At 42.3% G+C, this 18,130-nt stretch carries 20 protein-coding genes; 7 read left to right on the top strand and 13 right to left on the bottom strand.

Translation table 11 applies throughout. The annotated features are described in order from the left end of the window. Positions 1-70: 70 nt before the first annotated feature. Positions 71-1,207 carry an L-lactate oxidase gene (gene lctO, locus EL140_RS02715; protein WP_000120738.1) on the bottom strand — a complete coding sequence of 379 codons (1,137 nt, stop codon included), beginning with the start codon at positions 1,205-1,207 and terminating at the stop codon, positions 71-73. Positions 1,208-1,416: 209 nt separating this feature from the next. On the opposite strand from lctO, the gene EL140_RS02710 reads away from it, so the two are divergent. Genes EL140_RS02710 through EL140_RS02695 form a run of 4 tightly spaced genes read left to right on the top strand, consistent with a single transcriptional unit; the run spans position 1,417 to position 4,371 of the window. After that, entirely contained in the window at positions 1,417-2,097 is a 681-nt protein-coding gene (locus EL140_RS02710) for an amino acid ABC transporter permease (protein WP_002875160.1), read from the top strand. Continuing rightward, the gene (locus EL140_RS02705) at positions 2,057-2,734 is read left to right on the top strand and encodes an amino acid ABC transporter permease (RefSeq protein WP_002874363.1); all 678 of its coding nucleotides are present in this window, start codon (positions 2,057-2,059) and stop codon (positions 2,732-2,734) included. The genes EL140_RS02710 and EL140_RS02705 overlap by 41 nt, the downstream gene beginning before the upstream one ends. Next, the gene (locus EL140_RS02700) at positions 2,735-3,493 is read left to right on the top strand and encodes an amino acid ABC transporter ATP-binding protein (RefSeq protein ID WP_000004993.1); all 759 of its coding nucleotides are present in this window, start codon (positions 2,735-2,737) and stop codon (positions 3,491-3,493) included. A gap of 11 nt (positions 3,494-3,504) precedes the next feature. Further along, positions 3,505-4,371: a cysteine ABC transporter substrate-binding protein gene (locus EL140_RS02695; RefSeq protein WP_000771282.1), complete on the top strand. Its 867-nt coding sequence runs from the start codon at positions 3,505-3,507 to the stop codon at positions 4,369-4,371. Between the two features lie 62 nt (positions 4,372-4,433). On the opposite strand, the gene pyrE is transcribed toward EL140_RS02695, so the two are convergent. From pyrE to typA, 7 genes are all read right to left on the bottom strand, one after another. Then, positions 4,434-5,066 (bottom strand): orotate phosphoribosyltransferase, encoded by a 633-nt coding sequence (gene pyrE / locus EL140_RS02690; protein ID WP_000170907.1) that lies wholly within the window; start codon positions 5,064-5,066, stop codon positions 4,434-4,436. Positions 5,067-5,099: 33 nt separating this feature from the next. Further along, complete coding sequence (gene pyrF / locus EL140_RS02685; protein WP_001206743.1) at positions 5,100-5,801, bottom strand: orotidine-5'-phosphate decarboxylase; 702 nt, start codon at positions 5,799-5,801, stop codon at positions 5,100-5,102. A gap of 228 nt (positions 5,802-6,029) precedes the next feature. Next, complete coding sequence (locus tag EL140_RS02680; protein ID WP_000031123.1) at positions 6,030-7,193, bottom strand: cell division protein FtsQ/DivIB; 1,164 nt, start codon at positions 7,191-7,193, stop codon at positions 6,030-6,032. A gap of 9 nt (positions 7,194-7,202) precedes the next feature. Continuing rightward, positions 7,203-8,261, bottom strand: coding sequence for a UDP-N-acetylglucosamine--N-acetylmuramyl-(pentapeptide) pyrophosphoryl-undecaprenol N-acetylglucosamine transferase (locus EL140_RS02675; protein WP_000724814.1), 1,059 nt, complete (start codon positions 8,259-8,261; stop codon positions 7,203-7,205). Position 8,262: 1 nt separating this feature from the next. Continuing rightward, positions 8,263-9,615, bottom strand: a complete 1,353-nt coding sequence (murD, locus tag EL140_RS02670; protein ID WP_000863074.1) for a UDP-N-acetylmuramoyl-L-alanine--D-glutamate ligase — start codon at positions 9,613-9,615, stop codon at positions 8,263-8,265. Between the two features lie 117 nt (positions 9,616-9,732). Next, positions 9,733-9,987, bottom strand: coding sequence for a DUF3165 family protein (locus tag EL140_RS02665; RefSeq protein ID WP_000262665.1), 255 nt, complete (start codon positions 9,985-9,987; stop codon positions 9,733-9,735). 19 nt (positions 9,988-10,006) lie between these two features. After that, positions 10,007-11,848: a translational GTPase TypA gene (gene typA / locus EL140_RS02660; RefSeq protein ID WP_000164125.1), complete on the bottom strand. Its 1,842-nt coding sequence runs from the start codon at positions 11,846-11,848 to the stop codon at positions 10,007-10,009. A gap of 158 nt (positions 11,849-12,006) precedes the next feature. Between typA and EL140_RS02655 the strand changes: the two genes are divergently transcribed. Then, positions 12,007-12,732, top strand: coding sequence for a 16S rRNA pseudouridine(516) synthase (locus tag EL140_RS02655; protein WP_001235083.1), 726 nt, complete (start codon positions 12,007-12,009; stop codon positions 12,730-12,732). A gap of 40 nt (positions 12,733-12,772) precedes the next feature. Here the strand turns inward: EL140_RS02655 and EL140_RS02650 are convergent, their stop codons facing one another. The 3 genes from EL140_RS02650 to EL140_RS02640 all read right to left on the bottom strand — a co-directional run bounded on the left by EL140_RS02650 (position 12,773) and on the right by EL140_RS02640 (position 13,730). Next, positions 12,773-13,033, bottom strand: a complete 261-nt coding sequence (locus tag EL140_RS02650; RefSeq protein ID WP_001088145.1) for a hypothetical protein — start codon at positions 13,031-13,033, stop codon at positions 12,773-12,775. A gap of 86 nt (positions 13,034-13,119) precedes the next feature. Further along, positions 13,120-13,500, bottom strand: a complete 381-nt coding sequence (locus EL140_RS02645; RefSeq protein ID WP_000158116.1) for a rhodanese-like domain-containing protein — start codon at positions 13,498-13,500, stop codon at positions 13,120-13,122. Further along, on the bottom strand, positions 13,497-13,730 hold the full coding sequence (locus EL140_RS02640) for a YqgQ family protein (RefSeq protein ID WP_002874361.1): 234 nt from the start codon (positions 13,728-13,730) through the stop codon (positions 13,497-13,499). The genes EL140_RS02645 and EL140_RS02640 overlap by 4 nt, the downstream gene beginning before the upstream one ends. Before the next feature lie 102 nt (positions 13,731-13,832). Between EL140_RS02640 and EL140_RS02635 the strand changes: the two genes are divergently transcribed. Beyond that, complete coding sequence (locus EL140_RS02635; protein WP_001222580.1) at positions 13,833-14,741, top strand: LysR family transcriptional regulator; 909 nt, start codon at positions 13,833-13,835, stop codon at positions 14,739-14,741. 45 nt (positions 14,742-14,786) lie between these two features. Beyond that, entirely contained in the window at positions 14,787-16,586 is a 1,800-nt protein-coding gene (locus tag EL140_RS02630) for an N-acetylmuramoyl-L-alanine amidase (RefSeq protein ID WP_000722519.1), read from the top strand. Between the two features lie 31 nt (positions 16,587-16,617). Here EL140_RS02630 and EL140_RS02625 read toward each other — a convergent pair whose 3' ends face one another. Both EL140_RS02625 and EL140_RS02620 read right to left on the bottom strand, forming a co-directional pair. Then, a complete protein-coding gene (locus EL140_RS02625; RefSeq protein ID WP_000734659.1) occupies positions 16,618-16,929 on the bottom strand; it encodes a LiaF transmembrane domain-containing protein in 312 nt (103 codons plus the stop codon). A gap of 226 nt (positions 16,930-17,155) precedes the next feature. After that, on the bottom strand, positions 17,156-18,055 hold the full coding sequence (locus EL140_RS02620; protein ID WP_001034439.1) for a DUF6287 domain-containing protein: 900 nt from the start codon (positions 18,053-18,055) through the stop codon (positions 17,156-17,158). Between the last annotated feature and the right edge of the window lie 75 nt (positions 18,056-18,130).

The following is an 18,130-nucleotide window of genomic DNA, read 5'->3' as shown; positions in this document are numbered from 1 at the left end:
TATTTCCCTTTATTAAAACTATTAAAACACAAATAAAAACCTCCACATCAGGTGGAGGCCTTCTACTTTATCAATACAATTTCAAATCACGAGGATCGACTGGGAAGGTTGGGTTGTATGGGTTATGACGGAGTTTGAAGTGTTTGACATCCTCAATAGTCTGAGTTCCAGATAACTGCATGACTGTCTTCAATTCTGCATTTAAGTGCTCGAAGACTTGACGCACACCAACACTACCACCAAGAGCCAAACCATAGATCACAGGGCGACCAATAGCTACCAAGTCTGCTCCTGAAGCCAAGGCTTTAAAGACGTGTTGACCGCGACGAACACCAGAGTCAAAGACAATTGGCACACGTTTATCAACTGCTTCAGCCACTTCTTGAAGCGAGTCAAAGGATGCTGGTCCACCGTCGATTTGGCGGCCACCGTGGTTGGTTACCCAGATACCAGAAGCACCTGCGGCAAGAGAGCGTTCAACGTCCTCACGGCATTGTGGCCCCTTGACATAAACAGGAAGACCTGAGTATGCAGCGATAAATTCGACATCGCGTGGAGACAAGCGTTGTTTAGCTGACTTGTAAACAAAGTCCATTGATTTTCCAGCACCTTCTGGCAGATATTCCTCAACAATTGGCATACCAACTGGGAAGACAAAACCATTGCGCTTATCAACCTCACGATTGCCCCCTACAGTTGCATCCGCCGTCAAGACAATCGCTTTATAACCTTCAGCCTTCACACGGTCCATGATATGGCGGTTGATTCCGTCATCCTTACTAAAGTAAAATTGGAACCAGTGAGGTGTCCCTTGAAGAGCTTCTGTAATTTCTGGAAGATCTACAGTAGAGTAAGAGCTAGTTGTGTAAAGAGAACCAAACTCATGCACACCACGCGCAGTAGCCACTTCACCTTGTTCATTTGCCAATTTATGAGCCGCAACAGGCGCCATAATGATGGGTGAAGATAATTTTTCACCTGCAAATTCAATCTCTGTACTTGGATTTTCAACATCACAAAGCGTATGTGGAACAATCAGTTTGTGGTTAAAGGCACGGATGTTCTCGCGTAAAGTGAAAGTATCCTCTGCTCCGCTAGCGATATAACCAAAGGCAGCTTTAGGAATGACTTGTTGCGCCATTGGCTCCAAATCATAAGTGTTAATAAAATCTACAGGTCCTTCTGCGTTGCTTGTTTTATATGACATAAAGTGTCCTCCTTGTTAAGTAAGCGTTTACTTTTTCTTACATAAACTATCTTACCTCTTTTTCAGAATCCTTTCAAAAATTTTGTCTGGAAATTTCAAAGCACAGACATGATAAATATTTTCTATCATTGTGATAAAAAATTCATATTATCCAAACATGTCCTTTAGTGCTACAATAGCTATATTATTCCTAGATGGGAGGTTCTATTTTGGATTGGTCCATTGTTGAACAATATTTACCACTCTATCAAAAGGCTTTTTTTCTGACCCTACATATCGCAGTTTGGGGAATTCTGGGTTCTTTTCTTGTTGGTCTAATCGTTAGTGTCATTCGGCATTATCGCGTTCCTATCTTTTCACAGCTAGCAACAGCCTACATCGAATTGTCACGAAACACGCCCCTTTTGATTCAGCTCTTCTTCCTCTACTTCGGGCTTCCCCGAATAGGGATTGTTCTTTCTTCAGAAGTCTGTGCAACAGTCGGACTCATCTTTTTAGGTGGCTCCTACATGGCTGAATCTTTCAGAAGCGGACTGGAAGCAGTCAGTCAAACCCAGCACGAGATTGGTCTAGCCATTGGTCTAACGTCTGTACAGGTCTTTCGCTATGTGGTTTTTCCGCAAGCGACTGCGGTAGCCCTACCGTCCTTTAGTGCCAATGTCATTTTCCTCATCAAAGAAACCTCTGTCTTCTCTGCGGTAGCCTTAGCCGATCTCATGTATGTCGCCAAGGACTTGATTGGACTCTATTATGAGACAGACATTGCACTAGCCATGTTGGTAGTTGCTTACCTGATCATGCTGTTACCCATCTCTCTAGTCTTTAGCTGGATAGAAAGGAGGCTCCGCCATGCAGGATTCGGGAATGCAAGTACTCTTTCAGGGAAATAATCTCCTGCGAATCTTACAGGGATTGGGTGTCACGATTGGAATTTCCATTCTCTCCGTCCTTCTATCAATGATTTTCGGAACAGTCATGGGAATCATCATGACCTCCCATTCTAGAGTTATTCGTTTTTTAACACGCTTTTATCTGGAATTTATCCGTATCATGCCCCAGCTAGTACTACTTTTCATCGTTTATTTCGGCTTAGCTCGAAACTTTAATATCAATATCTCAGGCGAGACTTCGGCTATTATTGTTTTTACCCTCTGGGGAACAGCTGAAATGGGGGACTTGGTTCGTGGGGCCATTACTTCCCTCCCTAAACATCAGTTTGAAAGCGGACAGGCTCTGGGCTTGACCAACTTCCAACTTTACTATCACATTATCATTCCACAGGTCTTGAGAAGACTACTACCGCAAGCCATCAACCTTGTTACTCGGATGATTAAAACCACTTCATTAGTTGTCTTGATTGGGGTTGTGGAAGTGACCAAGGTTGGACAACAAATCATCGATAGCAATCGCTTGACCATCCCAACCGCTTCCTTTTGGATTTATGGAACCATTCTGGTCCTGTATTTCGCAGTCTGTTTTCCTATTTCCAAACTATCCACTCACTTAGAAAAACATTGGAGGAACTAAATGTCTGAAACTATTTTAGAAATCAAGGACTTAAAAAAATCCTTTGGAGACAATCCCATCCTCCAAGGCCTTTCTCTGGATATCAAAAAGGGGGAAGTCGTTGTCATTCTAGGACCATCTGGTTGCGGAAAAAGCACTCTCCTTCGTTGCCTCAATGGCTTAGAAACCATACAAGGTGGAGATATTCTTCTAGATGGCCAGTCTATTGTTGGCAATCAGAAAAACTTTCACCTGGTTCGCCAAAAGATTGGCATGGTCTTTCAAAGTTATGAACTTTTTCCTCACCTAGATGTCCTTCAAAACCTCATCCTAGGCCCTATCAAAGCTCAGGGACGAGACAAGAAAGAAGTAACGGAGGAAGCTTTACAACTACTGGAACGTGTGGGTTTGCTCGATAAAAAAGACAGTTTTGCTCGCCAATTATCTGGGGGACAGAAACAACGAGTGGCGATTGTCCGTGCCCTTCTCATGCATCCAGAAATTATCCTCTTTGACGAAGTGACGGCTTCACTGGATCCAGAAATGGTGCGTGAAGTTCTGGAACTCATAAATGACTTGGCTCAAGAAGGGCGCACCATGATTCTGGTAACCCACGAAATGCAGTTTGCCCAAGCTATTGCAGACCGCATTATCTTTCTCGACCAAGGGAAAATCGCTGAAGAAGGAACGGCTCAGGAATTCTTCACCAATCCACAAACCAAACGAGCACAGGAATTTTTAAACGTCTTTGACTTTAGCCAGTTCGGCTCATATCTATAAAGGAGATTTTTATGAAACTACTCAAACCAATTCTAACTGTTTTTGCTCTAGCATTTGCGCTTATCTTTGTCACAGCTTGTAGCTCAGGTGGAAGCTCTGATGCTTCATCAGGAAAAAAAACCGCCAAGGCCCGCACTATTGACGAAATCAAAAAAAGCGGTGAGCTTCGAATCGCCGTATTTGGAGACAAAAAACCGTTTGGTTATATTGACAACGACGGTTCTTACCAAGGATACGATATTGAACTTGGGAACCAACTGGCACAAGACCTTGGTGTGAAAGTTAAATACGTTTCCGTTGATGCTGCCAACCGTGCTGAATACTTGATTTCAAACAAGGTGGATATCACCCTTGCCAACTTCACAGTTACTGACGAACGTAAGAAACAAGTTGACTTTGCCCTTCCTTACATGAAAGTATCACTCGGTGTTGTGTCACCAAAAGATAAAGTCATCAAAGACGTTAAAGAATTAGAAGGCAAAACTTTGATTGTTACAAAGGGAACGACTGCTGAAACTTACTTTGAAAAAAATCACCCAGAAGTAAAACTCCAAAAATACGACCAATATAGCGATGCCTATCAAGCCCTTCTTGACGGACGTGGAGATGCCTTCTCTACTGACAATACGGAAGTCCTAGCTTGGGCACTCGAAAATAAAGGATTTGAAGTAGGAATTTCTTCCCTCGGTGACCCAGATACCATCGCACCAGCAGTTCAAAAGGGTAATCAAGAACTTCTTGACTACATCAACCAAGAAATCGAAAAACTTGGTAAAGAAAACTTCTTCCACAAGGCTTATGAAAAGACACTTCACCCAACCTACGGTGACGCTGCTAAAGCAGATGATCTAGTTGTTGAAGGTGGAAAAGTCGACTAACATCTAATAAACATAACAAAAAGAAATCAGGTAATCCTAGTGACTACCTGATTTTCTATGTTTTAGGCATTTTGCCAATTTTCTTGGTCTTCTTTAAAGCGTTTTAGGAGGTCGAGCCCTTCTGGTGTGATGTAACCTTCTTCTTGGGCTAGGTGGATGAGTTCACTGTAGTTAGAAAGCGTCACCAATTTTACACTAGCATCCGAAAAGTTCTTATCTGCTTTTGGTAGTTGATAACTAAAAATCGCTACGACACCAAGAACATCTGCCCCTTCGCGTTTAGCAGCTGCTACGGCTTCAAGAACAGACCCACCAGTTGAAATGAGGTCTTCAACAACAACCATCTTTTGCCCCTGAGCTACGCGACCTTCGATTTGATTACCAGCTCCGTGGTCTTTTGGTTTGCTGCGGATATAGGCAAAAGGCAAGTTCATCTTGTCAGCAATGATAGCTCCGTGTGGAATTCCTGCTGTCGCAGTTCCTGCAATCACTTCTACTTCTGGAAATTCTGCTTTAATAGCTTCCACAAAACCATTTTCAATCAAGGTACGAGTTTCTGGATAGGCAAGCGTCACACGGTTGTCAGTATAAATCGGCGATTTGATCCCAGATGCCCAAGTAAAAGGCTCCTCTGGTTTGAGGTAAACGGCTTGGATTTTCAAGAGGTGGCTAGCGATATCTTTAGCAAGTGTCATAGTATTCTCCTTTTGTTTTTATAATCTATTTCTTTAATTTCTGTCTTGGTTCCATTCATCCTTGATAGCATGATAAGCTGCAACAGGATCCTCAGCTTGGGTAATAGGACGTCCCACTACGATATAGTCACTACCGATTTGGTAGGCGTCCGCTGGTGTCATGACGCGTTTTTGGTCTCCAACCGCAGCGCCCGCTGGACGAATTCCCGGTGTCAGGCAGATAAAATCTGGATTGGTGGCCTGCTTGATGAGTTGCACTTCCTGAGCTGAGCAAACGACACCATCTAAGCCCGCTTCAGCTGTCTTCTTGGCATAGTGAATCACAGACTCTTGCAGGCTGGTTTGGATATTTTGAAAATCCTGCATCTGGCTTTCCGACGTTGAGGTAAGCTGGGTCACAGCGATCAATTTGGCTTGTGTCCCCAGACCTTCACGCGCAGCCTTCATCATCTCCACACCACCAGCTGCATGAACGTTAGTCATGTCTACACCAAGCTGAGACAAGACCCTCATAGCAGATTTGACTGTATTGGGAATGTCATGTAGCTTGAGGTCCAGAAAGACACTATGCCCCAGTGACTTCAAATAACGGACAACTTCTGGACCTTCCGCATAATAAAGCTCCATCCCTACTTTTAGATAAAGACTGTCTTCTGCTGGGAAAAGAGATAAAAATTCCTTGACTGCCTCAAAACTAGGAAAATCAAGAGCAATAACTGGACGATGTTCACGCATACCTTTCTCCTTTTACCTTTGTAAGCTAGAGAGCATGAAAAAAGGAACCTGCCAACAGCAAGGTTCCACGAAAAATGGGTAGTCTCCACCCTTTCACCGTCTAACCTTAGCTGCCTCTCTGGACTGCTTTAAAGGTTTTTTTCTATTCTATTATTTATAGTAGGACTTGTCAAGCAAAAACTCGAAACTGGACTTCTATACCATTCAAAATCAAGAGGAAAAGTTAGTCTAACGACTCTGTGATTGCTGGCTCGTTTGGTTTTGATTTCCCTGTTCTTCTTGTTTTTTCTTTTCTTCTTCCTGTTTTTTCTTCTCAGCTTCCTTGGCCTCTTGTTTGGCTTTTTCCTCAGCCTCTTCTATCAGTTTATCCGCTATCGTGTAGCTGTATACTCCAGCTTCCATATCGACTACACTCGGCTCTGACAATTGGGGCTTGATTTTGCTGTAATAAGGCAATTTCTTGCTCAATTCTGATAGGGGAACCAAAATCTCATCTGTATCCAGCATGGTAATTTTTAAAAGATCTGCTGTTGCCTTGCTCGGCGCTAATTCGATTTTCTGGATTTGGCTCTTGATATCCTCACTGATGGTAGACAATCCTTTGATCAGTTCTTTCACCTGCTGCTCATCGTTAAAGGTAACTGTCAGATAAGTCTCAGGCAAGTTTAAGCGATCAACAGGAGTTGACTCTACTGTACCACTAGACAGAATAGGATAATGTTCTTCACCAGACACATAATAACCGACAATATCAAATTCCTTAACCTCAATTGTAAAGTTAGTCGGAAATTGATAGTCAATCTTCGCTGATTCTATCCAATGGTTGGACTTGATTCGCTCAGCGTATGTTTCCTTATCCAACAATAGAGCTAAGGTATAGTCGCTATCTTGAATTCCAGAAGCCTGTTTGATGTCATCCGCCTGCGTGTTACTATTTCCCTTAATCTCGATATTTTTGATGGTCGAAAGCGGAGTCAACAGATAGACTGAAAGAAGGAGGACCAGGACACTCGGTACCAAGATACTCACAGCTCGCCAAATATGAACAGGCGCAATTTTAGGCTTAGCAGGTTTTTCTGGTTTCTCTGGTTTTTCTTTTTTCTTCTTCTCTTTTTCTTCTTTGACCTTAGGATTATCCTTTTGAGATTTTTCTTCTTTTTCGGATGGTTCCTTGCTCGGACTTGAGACTTCCTCATCTGACTCACTCGATGATTTCTTGGATTCCTCCAATAGTTTCGAGTTGGCTTCTTTTCGAGCTTGTTTTTCCTTTTCCTTCTCTTCAGCAAGGGCAGCTTCTTCCTCAGCCTTCTTCTTCAGGTATTCCTGGTTTCGTTTCTGCCATTCAGACAATTCTTGCTTCTGGTTTGATTCTTTTTTCTTATCCTTTGACATTGATATTCCTTATGCTAGGTCTTTTCTTAGTAGATCGTAAAAATCTGCAAGAGATTTCAATTCAGTCGAAGCCTTCATGCTAGCTTGGTATTGATCCTTGTGACTAAGCAAGTGACTGAGTTTCTCCTCCAAGCTTTCCAAGGTCAAGTCACTTTCTTGAAGTTCTTCTGCATAGCCTTTCTTTACAAAGTAGGCGGCATTTTCAATCTGATCTCCTCGACTTGCTTCACGACCCAATGGTACGATGAGATGGAGTTTCGCCATGGCCAAGAGCTCAAAAATCGTATTAGCACCGCCACGCGTTACCACCACATCTGCCATCTTCATCAAGGGTTGATAGAGATCCGTCACATAATCAACACGAAAGAGATTTTGACTCAACTCATTGAGGCTAGAATCTCCAGTTAAATTGATAATATTGTAGCGCTCTGTCAACTCTTTTTTATGGTCTGTCACCAATTGGTTAAATACACGAGCTCCTGCAGAACCACCGACAAACAATACCGTTGGCAATTTAGGATTAAAGTGAGTTTGGATATCCACCAACTCGTCTGGTTCTGGCGTCTCTTGACCTGTTACCTTGGTCACTGCTCCCACGTGCTCTACCTTAACAAGGCTAGCAGGCTGCTCAAAAGTAGAGTACATTTTGGTTGCGAATTTATAGGCGATTTTATTGGCCAAGCCCATGGATAGGTCCGATTCGTGGATAAAGACAGGTACTCCTGACACACGCGCTGCGATAACAGGCGGTACAGAGACAAAGCCCCCCTTTGAAAAAAGAGCCTGTGGACGCAGTCGTAACATGATAAAGAGAGATTGGACGATACCCCAGGCAACTTTAAAGACATCTAGCATGTTTTGCCAGGAGAAGTAACGACGCAATTTCCCTGTCGCTATGGAATGGAAGGTCACATCCAGACCTGACTTGAGGATTTCTTGGTGTTCGATCCCACGCTTGTCCCCGATATAGTGGACTTCCCAGCCATCTTCTATGAACTTGGGCATTAACAAAAGGTTGAGGGTCACGTGTCCAACCGTCCCCCCACCTGTAAAGACAATTTTTTTCATATTATTCCTTTAACTCCGCTACTGTGTCGATAAAGAGGTCGCCACGTACTTCAAAGTTAGCATACATATCCCAGCTAGCATTGGCAGGACTGAGGAGAACCACATCTCCTTGAGTCGCGAGTTCATAAGCCTTGCGGGTCGCATCTGCAATATCTGTCGCATCTACATAAGCCACACCAGCCTTATCCGCTGCCCGTTTGACACGTTCTGCAGACTGACCAAGGATAACCATCTTCTTGAGTCCAGTAATGTCTGGCACCAGCTCGTCAAACTCATTACCACGGTCCAAACCACCTGCAATCAAGATGACCTTGCTGTTGTCAAATCCTGACAAGGCTTTTTGAGTCGCTAAGATATTGGTTGATTTGCTATCGTTATAGAATTTGACACCCTGAATTTCATCCACAAATTGGAGACGGTGTTTGACACCACCAAAGGCTGAAAGAGTTTCCTTGATGGTTTGGTTATCCACACCACGGAGCTTGGCTACAGCAATAGTCGCAAGGGCATTTTCTACATTGTGGCTACCTGGAACACCGATTTCACTAGCTGCCATGACCACTTCTCCACGGAAGTAGAGTTGACCATCTTCCAAATAAGCTCCATCAACCTTTTCCTGTGTTGAAAATGGTACAACAGTAGCTTGTGTTTTGGTAGCCAATTCTTTTGCCAAGTCTTGGTTAAAGTTCAAGACAAGGAAATCAGCTGCTGTCATCTTGTTCTGGATATTCCACTTAGCTGCCACATACTCCTCAAAAGAACCATGATAGTCGATATGAGTTGGCATGAGGTTGGTAATAACCGCAATCTCAGGATGGAATTCTTGAACACCCATCAGTTGGAAAGAAGAAAGTTCCATGACGAGCGTGTCCTTGGCTGTTGCAGTTTGAGCCACTTGACTAGCAGGATAGCCGATGTTCCCTGACAAGAGACCGCGTTGACCAGCAGCAGTCAAAACTTCCCCAATCATCGTCGTTGTAGTGGTTTTCCCATTTGAACCAGTGATACCGATAATTGGCGCTTCTGAAATCAAATAAGCCAATTCCACCTCAGTCAAGACTGGAATCCCCTTTGCCAATGCCTTTTCAATCATGGGATTGCTATACGGGATACCTGGATTTTTCACCATCAGAGCAAAATCTTCATCCAAGAGCTCCAAAGGATGCCCACCAGTGACAACCTTGATTCCCTCTTCTAGCAAGCTTTGAGCAGCAGGATTTTCCTCAAAAGGCTTGCCGTCATTTACTGTCACAATAGCTCCTAGCTTGTCTAGCAAACGGGCCGCAGACTCACCAGACTTAGCCAAACCTAAAACAAGAACTTTCTTATTTTTAAATTGATCGATTACTTTCATGTCTCAAACTCCATTTCTACTCCTACTATTTTACCATTTTTATGGAAATAATACTAAACGAAAATGCTCTAGTCCTCATTCTGACATCGAAAAAGAGAGCCATAGCTCTCTTTCTATTTATCTTCTTTTGCTCTTTTTTACAGACATGAGCGTAATGTCCCTCAAGCTAAAGTAGGCTAGGGCAAGCATGGCTATTGTGACAAAGAATTCTGTCGGTAATTGGAAGATTTGCAAGATGGACAACATCAGCAAAATCAAGAGAGCAACAACTACAAAGACCAAGATAACGATGTTGACTGTTCCTTTGATACTTTGGGGTGTCGCAAATACATAGAGTAGTAATAAGAGTATCCCTATGATTAAATAGACCATCTTTATCTCTTTCTAGCTCTTATTCAGCTGATTTTTTCTTTTTGTTGGCTTTCTCGCGCTCTGCCTTGTTGAGGATTTGCTTACGCAAACGGATTGACTCAGGCGTTACTTCCATGTACTCATCGTCGTTCAAGAACTCAAGAGACTCTTCAAGGGTCAAGATACGAGGTGTCTTGATAACCGCTGTTTGGTCCTTGGTTGCAGAACGAACGTTGGTCATTTGTTTGGCCTTAGTGATGTTAACTGTCAAATCGTTTTCACGAGAGTTTTCACCGATAATCATTCCTTCGTAAACCTCAGTACCTGGGTTGACAAAGATTGTACCACGTTCTTCGATAGACATGATTGAGTATGTTGTTGCCTTACCAGCATCGATGGAAACAAGGGCACCACGGTGACGTCCACCAATTTCACCTGGAATCAATGGCAAGTATTGGTCGAAGGTATGGTTCATGATACCGTAACCACGAGTCATTGACAAGAACTCAGTTGAGTAACCGATCAAACCACGCGCTGGAACAAGGAAGACCAAACGAGTTTGACCATTACCAGTTGAAATCATATCCAACATTTCACCCTTACGTTCAGAAAGGCTTTGGATAACAGATCCTTGGTATTCTTCTGGAGTATCGATTTGAACACGTTCAAATGGTTCACATTTAACACCATCAATCTCTTTTACGATAACCTCTGGACGAGATACTTGAAGTTCATAACCCTCACGGCGCATGGTTTCGATCAGGATTGACAAGTGCAATTCTCCACGTCCTGAAACTGTCCATTTATCTGGTGAATCCGTTGGGTCAACACGAAGGGAAACGTCTGTTTGCAATTCTGCCTGCAAGCGTTCTTCCACCTTACGAGAAGTCACCCATTTACCTTCTTTACCAGCAAATGGTGAATTGTTGACCAAGAAAGTCATTTGAAGAGTTGGCTCATCGATGTGTAGGATTGGAAGTGCTTCAACTGCGTCTGTCGGAGTGATGGTTTCACCGACAAAGATGTCTTCCATACCGGAAACGGCAATCAAGTCACCAGCTTTGGCTTCTTGGATTTCACGACGTTCCAAACCAAAGAAACCGAAGAGTTTTGTAACACGGAAGTTCTTCGTTGTACCATCTAGTTTAGAAAGGGTAACTTGGTCCCCAACCTTAACAGTACCACGGAAGACACGACCGATACCGATACGTCCAACGAAGTCATTGTAGTCCAAAAGTGACACTTGGAATTGCAAAGGCTCATCTGAGTTGTCTACTGGAGCTGGGATGTGGTCGATAATGGTGTCAAAGATTGGTGCCATCGTAGCTTCTTGGTCAGCTGGATCATCTGACAATGAAGATGTTCCGTTGATAGCTGAAGCATACACCACTGGGAAATCAAGCTGGTCATCATCTGCACCAAGCTCGATGAAAAGTTCCAAGACTTCGTCCACTACTTCTGCTGGACGAGCTGATGGTTTATCGATTTTGTTGACAACCACGATTGGAACAAGGTTTTGTTCCAAGGCTTTTTTCAATACGAAACGAGTTTGTGGCATGGTTCCTTCGTAGGCATCCACGACCAAGACAACACCGTCAACCATTTTCATGATACGCTCAACTTCTCCACCGAAGTCCGCGTGTCCTGGTGTATCCATGATATTGATACGAGTTCCGTTGTAGGCAACGGCAGTGTTTTTCGCAAGGATGGTTATTCCACGCTCTTTCTCGATATCGTTTGAGTCCATAGCGCGCTCTGCCAATTCAGTACGTGCATCAAGCGTTTCTGATTGTTTCAATAATTCGTCAACGAGGGTTGTTTTACCGTGGTCAACGTGGGCGATAATCGCAATGTTACGGATATCTTCTCTTAATTTTGTCATGATTTCCTCTAATATTTAAATTTTTATTTCTAACTGAACAATTATACCACAGTCTCATTCAAAAATCACAGTTCAGCTAAGTGTAAATGTTTTCACTCTGCTTTTCTAGTCAAGGCAACTCTTTTCAAAGTCAGAGACTTATGATAAGATAAGCTGGTATGCGTTTAGATAGATTATTAGCCCAAGAAATGGTCAGTCGCAAGGCTATGAAACAGGCACTTTTGAAAAAAGAAATCCTAGTGGACGATTGTCCAGCTCGCTCTCTCGCTCAAAATGTCGACACTGGATTGCAGAAACTAGTCTTTCAAGGACGGCAGATTCAAGGATACGAGCACACCTACCTCATGCTTCATAAACCAAACGGAAGCGTTACAGCTAGCAAGGATAAGGGCCTACCAACCGTCATGGACCTCCTTCCTCCGGACATCCAGTCTGACCAACTCTATGCTGTCGGCAGACTAGACCGCGATACGACGGGACTACTGCTTTTGACAGACAATGGACCTCTTGGTTTTCAACTCCTTCATCCCCAGTACCATGTCGATAAATCCTATCAAGTGGTGGTCAACGGACTGCTCACACCAGACCATATTCAGTACTTCAAAGAGGGGATTGTCTTTTTAGATGGGACCACTTGTAAACCTGCAAAACTAGATATTCTGTCCGCAAGCCCAACAGAGAGCCGTGCCTCCATCACCATCTCAGAAGGCAAATTTCATCAGGTTAAAAAAATGTTCCTCTCAGTTGGTGTCAAGGTGACCACTCTCAAACGAGTTCAGTTCGGTGATTTTACGTTAGATTCAGAACTTGCAGAAGGGCAATACCGTCCTTTGAATCCAGAGGAATTGGAAATCATAAAAAACTACTTAGAGATGAGTCGATAAAATAAAAAAGCTTTAAATTTAAAGCTTTTTTATTTTTTGCTTATCTAAAAAATACTGCAACAGCTACAATTCTAAAAAATACTGCGACAGCTACAATCCAGTTAAGTACAGAAACCACAAGTCCTACGATGTTGAGAATTTTTTCTGTTTTATAGTCTAGTCCAGATTCTTTTTGGTATGAAAAAGCCAAGACCAATCCTATGATCCCCAAAATCAGACCTACTATTGGAAATAGCAAACCAAGGACGATAGATAAGATACCTAAAATAAGTGAAGTTTTTTTCTTTTGTTGTGAATTCATATTATAAAATCTCCTTAAATTTAATATAAATGATGATACCTTAAGATACTAGCTTTATCTACCATTCGACAGATTTTAATAGAATGTTAACTCGTCTTGACCTTCCCGTTCCAAGAATCCAACCCATAAGAAAGGATATAAATTTCAGAGAAACCTTGTTTTTTCAGATAAAGTGCTGCATTGGTCACTCGTTGTCCGCGTTGGTTTTCGTAGAGAAGGACAGGTTTATCCTTGCGAAGGGCTGCAAGGCTTGACTTCAACTGATTTGAAGGAATATTGCGCGCACCAAGAATGTGTTTTCTGTGAAATTCTGCTGCATCACGGACATCAATCAACTGTCCTTTCCGAATCAAGGCTTCAAATTCTGCATTGTCTACAATCTTAGCCGCACGACGAATACGAAGGTAGTTATACCCCATCCAAGCCGCCATCGCTAGTACGATTCCCCACAAAATCCAAATTGTCATAAGTTCTTATCTCCATTTTTCTCTATGTAGTCTAATTCTATCTTGTGCTCTCTACGAAGAACAGCTTCCGCCTCTAGATAGTCTAGCTTGTCCATCAGACCTGCATCATAAATCCGAGAGAGTTCGAGCTTCATCAGTTCAATATCATACAAGCGCTTCCCCACATAGACAATAATGCCAAACTGTTTGAGAAATTGCTGCACATCATAGAATGTTTTCATAGCTTTCATTCTAACAGATTTTAGACTTTTTTTCAATACTGGACCGGCTCTTTCCCCCTATTTTCTTCGTCTTCATTGCCCATTCTTCCGCAAGTATGGTACAATAAAAGCATGAGAATTCAACAATTACACTATATTATCAAAATCGTCGAAACTGGCTCTATGAATGAAGCAGCCAAGCAACTCTTTATCACCCAACCTAGTCTCTCCAATGCCGTTCGAGACTTGGAAAATGAAATGGGCATTGAAATCTTTATCCGCAATCCCAAGGGCATTACCTTAACCCGTGATGGGATGGAGTTTCTCTCCTATGCCCGTCAGGTCGTTGAGCAAACTCAGCTTCTTGAGGAACGCTATAAAAATCCTATCGCCCACCGCGAACTTTTCAGTGTTTCCTCTCAGCACTATGCCTTTGTAGTCAATGCCTTTGTCTCCTTGCTCAAAAAAAGTGATATGGAAAAATACGAACTTTTCCTTCGTGAAACTCGGACTTGGGAGATTATCGACGATGTCAAGAACTTCCGTAGTGAAGTCGGTGTCCTCTTTTTGAATAGTTATAACCGTGATGTTTTAACGAAAATGCTGGATGACAACCACCTCTTGGCCCACCATCTTTTTACAGCCCAGCCCCATATCTTCGTCAGCAAGACCAATCCTCTGGCAAAGAAAGATAAGGTTAAACTAGAAGACTTGGAGAACTTCCCTTACCTCAGCTATGACCAAGGGACTCACAACTCCTTCTACTTCTCTGAAGAGATTCTCTCTCAGGAATACCACAAAAAATCTATCGTAGTCAGCGACCGTGCCACCCTCTTTAATCTCTTGATTGGTTTGGATGGTTACACGATTGCAACAGGGATTTTGAACAGCAACCTTAACGGAGACAATATCGTTTCCATTCCACTGGACATTGACGACCCGATTGAACTAGTCTATATCCAGCATGAAAAAACCAGCCTGTCTAAGATGGGCGAACGCTTTATCGAGTATCTACTAGAAGAAGTTCAATTCGATAATTAATAGGAAAAATGAAAAAGAGAAAAAGAAAAAGTTAGGAAATGGAAAGTGAAAAAGATACTACTGACCAGTGCTTTAATCCTTTCAATCGCAGGATTAGCACCCGCATCCGTCTTAGGAGAAGAAAATACAACTCAAGCCACACCTGCTGTCAAGGAAGCAATTGCCAAAGAAGAAAAGAAAGAATCAAGTATTGAGGAAAACTCTAAATCAGAAACTCTTCCGAAAGTAGATGTGCAAGAAGACAAGCCCAAAAAGGAGGGCTGGTACCAAGAAAATCATCACTGGCGCTTCTACCAAGATGACCAACCTGCAGTGAACTGGAAAAAAATTCAAGGCAAATGGTACTACTTCGACCAAAATGGTGACCGTCTCCAGTCCACTATCTATAAAGGTTATGCCTTTGACCAAGAGGGTGCTATGGTGGAAAATAGCTGGACCAAATTGGAGAATCAATGGTATTACGCTGCTCCTTCTGGACGATTAACTCAAAATGCTTGGAAAAAAATCAATGGTGCTTGGTACTATTTTGACCAAACTGGAATCATGCTCAGCAATACAAGCATTGATGGCTATTTCTTAGGTCAAAGTGGAGCCATGGTATCTCAAGGTTGGAAAGAGGTCAATCACGTTTGGTACTACGTTCTGCCGTCAGGAAAAATCTCTCAAGACAAATGGGAGAAAATCAAGGGTACTTGGTACTATTTTGACAAAGAAGGAAGGATGTTGAGCGAAACAACCTTCAAGGGCTACCTCTTTAAGAAGAGTGGAGCTATGGCAGAAAACAACTGGGTCAAAATCAAGGATACTTGGTTCTATGCTAGCGATTCAGGCAGATACGTCCAAGACAAGTGGCAAAAAATCCAGGGCTCTTGGTACTCTTTTACTCATGATGGGGGAATGCTAGCAGATAAATGGCAAGGAAGCTACTACCTCAAGACCAGTGGGGCCATGGCTGAAAAAGAATGGATCTTCGACAAGACTTATAAGAGCTGGTTCTATCTAAAAGCGAATGGGCATTATGCAAATCAGGAGTGGATTGGAGCTTATTATCTCAAGTCTGGTGGCTATATGGCCAAAAACGAGTGGATCGATGATAGTCAAGACAAAGGGCGTTACTATTTGGATGAAAATGGTCGCTATGTTACAGGAATTCACAAGATTTCTGGAAAAGACCATCTCTTCCAAAAAGATGGGAAATGGATTTCTGAAGTTTCAACTGAGGGTGGATTTGTAAAAGGCCAATACAGTAACACCATCTTCCTCGATCCCGGACACGGTGGTCGAGATTCTGGCGCCTTTTACTACAATGTAGCTGAAAAAGATCTCAATATGCAAATCTACCGTAAACTTCGCACCAAGTTAGAAGAACTAGGCTACAAGGTTCTCACCTCACGTGATAGTGATATTGATGTAGATTTCATTACAGAACGTTCCCGTATGGTCAACAAAACCAACTCTGACATTTTTATCAGTATCCACTTCAATGCAACTGGAAACGCATATTCAAAAGCGAGCGGTATTCAAACCTACTCCTATAGCGATGAACCTGATTATCCAAGTAAGATTAATCCATACTGGCACAACCATCCTGATCGCATTAGTGAAAGTAAGCGCCTCGCTGCTGCTATCCACTCCTCTCTCTTAGCCGAAACAGGGGCTAAGGATGCTGGTCAGTTAGAAAGAAGTTTTGCCGTACTACGCGAAACAGCCAAACCAGCCGTCCTCCTTGAACTTGGTTATATGGATAATTTCACTGAAAGCCAACAAATCAGAGATAGTCGCTACCAAGATAAACTGGTCGCAGGCATCGTAAAAGGGATTCAAAAATATTACGCTGGTAAATAAAAATAAAGTCTCGAGAAACCTCGAGACTTTTCTATTTGTCTTCTTTTTTATCTGGAAAGAGATAGCCAAGTCCTACACAAGCTAACACACCGGCACCAATCACCAAACCACTTGAAATTGGTAAGAGATCCAAAATAGCATTTGCAATGATAAAGGCAATAATCAAGCACATCAGACTAGCCTTGTAGTCTTTTTTCAAAAGATTTTCTAGAGTAAAATAGAGGAACAAGCCAACTGGAATCAGTGACCAGAGGTTGATATCCAAACTTGGCCAACCAACAGAACCGAAATACAATACCAGCGCTGCAGCTACTAAAAATACAAGTCCCAATAATTTTTTCATTTTTATGTCTCCATTTTCTTTTTTATTAACTTGAGTTGTCTGATACTGACCCCTCACGTCACTTACATGAACCATTATAGCAGAGGAATTTTTCAAGAACAAGCCCTTTTGCCTATCTGGTCAATATCTCTGTCTAAGAGGTTGAATAGTAGTGATAAAAGAAAAGAAGCTCATTTGAGCTTCTTGATTTTACCAAGTACAAGGGAATCTAAAGTTAGATTCTAAACTAGTTTTTCTTTTCCTTAGATTCTAGAGAAGATTTGATTGCTTCACGATCAGCTTGCAGTTGAGCTAAGTTCTTTTCTGCTTCCTCAAGTTTACTGGTATCTGGTTTCACACGATAGTAAACATCTTCTGGTTTCATTAACATCGATCCATAATCTTGGCCCGAAAGTAGTCTTTCTTCAGCATGATTGCTTTTATCCGTAATCTTTCCATCATCAGCAGGTTGCATAACAACTCCACTTGGAACAGCAACTACTACAAATCCTCCAGCAACAGAATCTTTTACCCACGCGCTGATAGAAGCTGTCTCAGGGTTACGACTATCTTGACCTTTTGATACCTTTAATCCAACTACAGATTCGTACTTTTGATCATTTGTAAACCAAGTCGCATCTACTTCTCCAGAATTCTTAATAATGTATTCATTACCAGATTGACTACGCCAAGTGCCTTCTAAACTAGACAAATCATTGTTCTTGATTGCTTCAATATCTAGTTTTGGAACGGTAGTTTCTTTCTTTAACTTGCTAACAAGTGCTTCTGCTTCAGTAATTTTGGTATCTAAAGCAGTCAGTTGATCCTTGAGTTTCTGAATTTCCTCTTGTTTATCCTTATCAGCCTCATCTGTTTTTCCTTGGCTTGTAGACGATTGACTTGTTGACTCTGTAGTTGAAACAGCAGACGATGCTTGATTTGACTCTTTCTTTCCAATCAAAGAATGCGAGAAAACACTTACTAGGATTATAGCAACCAAAATACCGAGGACTAACCCAATATAGATTTTAATGTTTCTAGTTCCTCTCGCAAACTTTTTAGTTGACTGCGCCTCTGCTAATTCTGATGCAGTCGGCTTGCGGCCATTGACCTCCTCAAATTGTTTTACCCATTCTTTCTTATTCATAATTTTCTCCTTTTTGATTTCTATTCAGCCAAGCTTACGAGACTTCATCCGTTATTATCCATGGATTTTTATAAT

Origin of the sequence: Streptococcus oralis ATCC 35037, assembly GCF_900637025.1 — a bacterium.
GTDB lineage: Bacteria > Bacillota > Bacilli > Lactobacillales > Streptococcaceae > Streptococcus > Streptococcus oralis.
Note: the sequence above shows the minus strand (reverse complement) of the source record. Positions and strands in the feature narration are given on the sequence as shown.

What these genes read in the sequence shown, in the direction of transcription:
- lctO (WP_000120738.1), bottom strand. Translation starts at nt 1,207, where the DNA reads ATGTCATATAAAACAAGCAACGCAGAAGGACCTGTAGATTTTATTAAC.
- EL140_RS02705 (WP_002874363.1), top strand. Translation starts at nt 2,057, where the DNA reads ATGCAGGATTCGGGAATGCAAGTACTCTTTCAGGGAAATAATCTCCTG.
- EL140_RS02700 (WP_000004993.1), top strand. Translation starts at nt 2,735, where the DNA reads ATGTCTGAAACTATTTTAGAAATCAAGGACTTAAAAAAATCCTTTGGA.
- EL140_RS02695 (WP_000771282.1), top strand. Translation starts at nt 3,505, where the DNA reads ATGAAACTACTCAAACCAATTCTAACTGTTTTTGCTCTAGCATTTGCG.
- pyrE (WP_000170907.1), bottom strand. Translation starts at nt 5,066, where the DNA reads ATGACACTTGCTAAAGATATCGCTAGCCACCTCTTGAAAATCCAAGCC.
- pyrF (WP_001206743.1), bottom strand. Translation starts at nt 5,801, where the DNA reads ATGCGTGAACATCGTCCAGTTATTGCTCTTGATTTTCCTAGTTTTGAG.
- EL140_RS02680 (WP_000031123.1), bottom strand. Translation starts at nt 7,193, where the DNA reads ATGTCAAAGGATAAGAAAAAAGAATCAAACCAGAAGCAAGAATTGTCT.
- EL140_RS02675 (WP_000724814.1), bottom strand. Translation starts at nt 8,261, where the DNA reads ATGAAAAAAATTGTCTTTACAGGTGGGGGGACGGTTGGACACGTGACC.
- murD (WP_000863074.1), bottom strand. Translation starts at nt 9,615, where the DNA reads ATGAAAGTAATCGATCAATTTAAAAATAAGAAAGTTCTTGTTTTAGGT.
- EL140_RS02665 (WP_000262665.1), bottom strand. Translation starts at nt 9,987, where the DNA reads ATGGTCTATTTAATCATAGGGATACTCTTATTACTACTCTATGTATTT.
- typA (WP_000164125.1), bottom strand. Translation starts at nt 11,848, where the DNA reads ATGACAAAATTAAGAGAAGATATCCGTAACATTGCGATTATCGCCCAC.
- EL140_RS02655 (WP_001235083.1), top strand. Translation starts at nt 12,007, where the DNA reads ATGCGTTTAGATAGATTATTAGCCCAAGAAATGGTCAGTCGCAAGGCT.
- EL140_RS02650 (WP_001088145.1), bottom strand. Translation starts at nt 13,033, where the DNA reads ATGAATTCACAACAAAAGAAAAAAACTTCACTTATTTTAGGTATCTTA.
- EL140_RS02645 (WP_000158116.1), bottom strand. Translation starts at nt 13,500, where the DNA reads ATGACAATTTGGATTTTGTGGGGAATCGTACTAGCGATGGCGGCTTGG.
- EL140_RS02640 (WP_002874361.1), bottom strand. Translation starts at nt 13,730, where the DNA reads ATGAAAGCTATGAAAACATTCTATGATGTGCAGCAATTTCTCAAACAG.
- EL140_RS02635 (WP_001222580.1), top strand. Translation starts at nt 13,833, where the DNA reads ATGAGAATTCAACAATTACACTATATTATCAAAATCGTCGAAACTGGC.
- EL140_RS02625 (WP_000734659.1), bottom strand. Translation starts at nt 16,929, where the DNA reads ATGAAAAAATTATTGGGACTTGTATTTTTAGTAGCTGCAGCGCTGGTA.
- EL140_RS02620 (WP_001034439.1), bottom strand. Translation starts at nt 18,055, where the DNA reads ATGAATAAGAAAGAATGGGTAAAACAATTTGAGGAGGTCAATGGCCGC.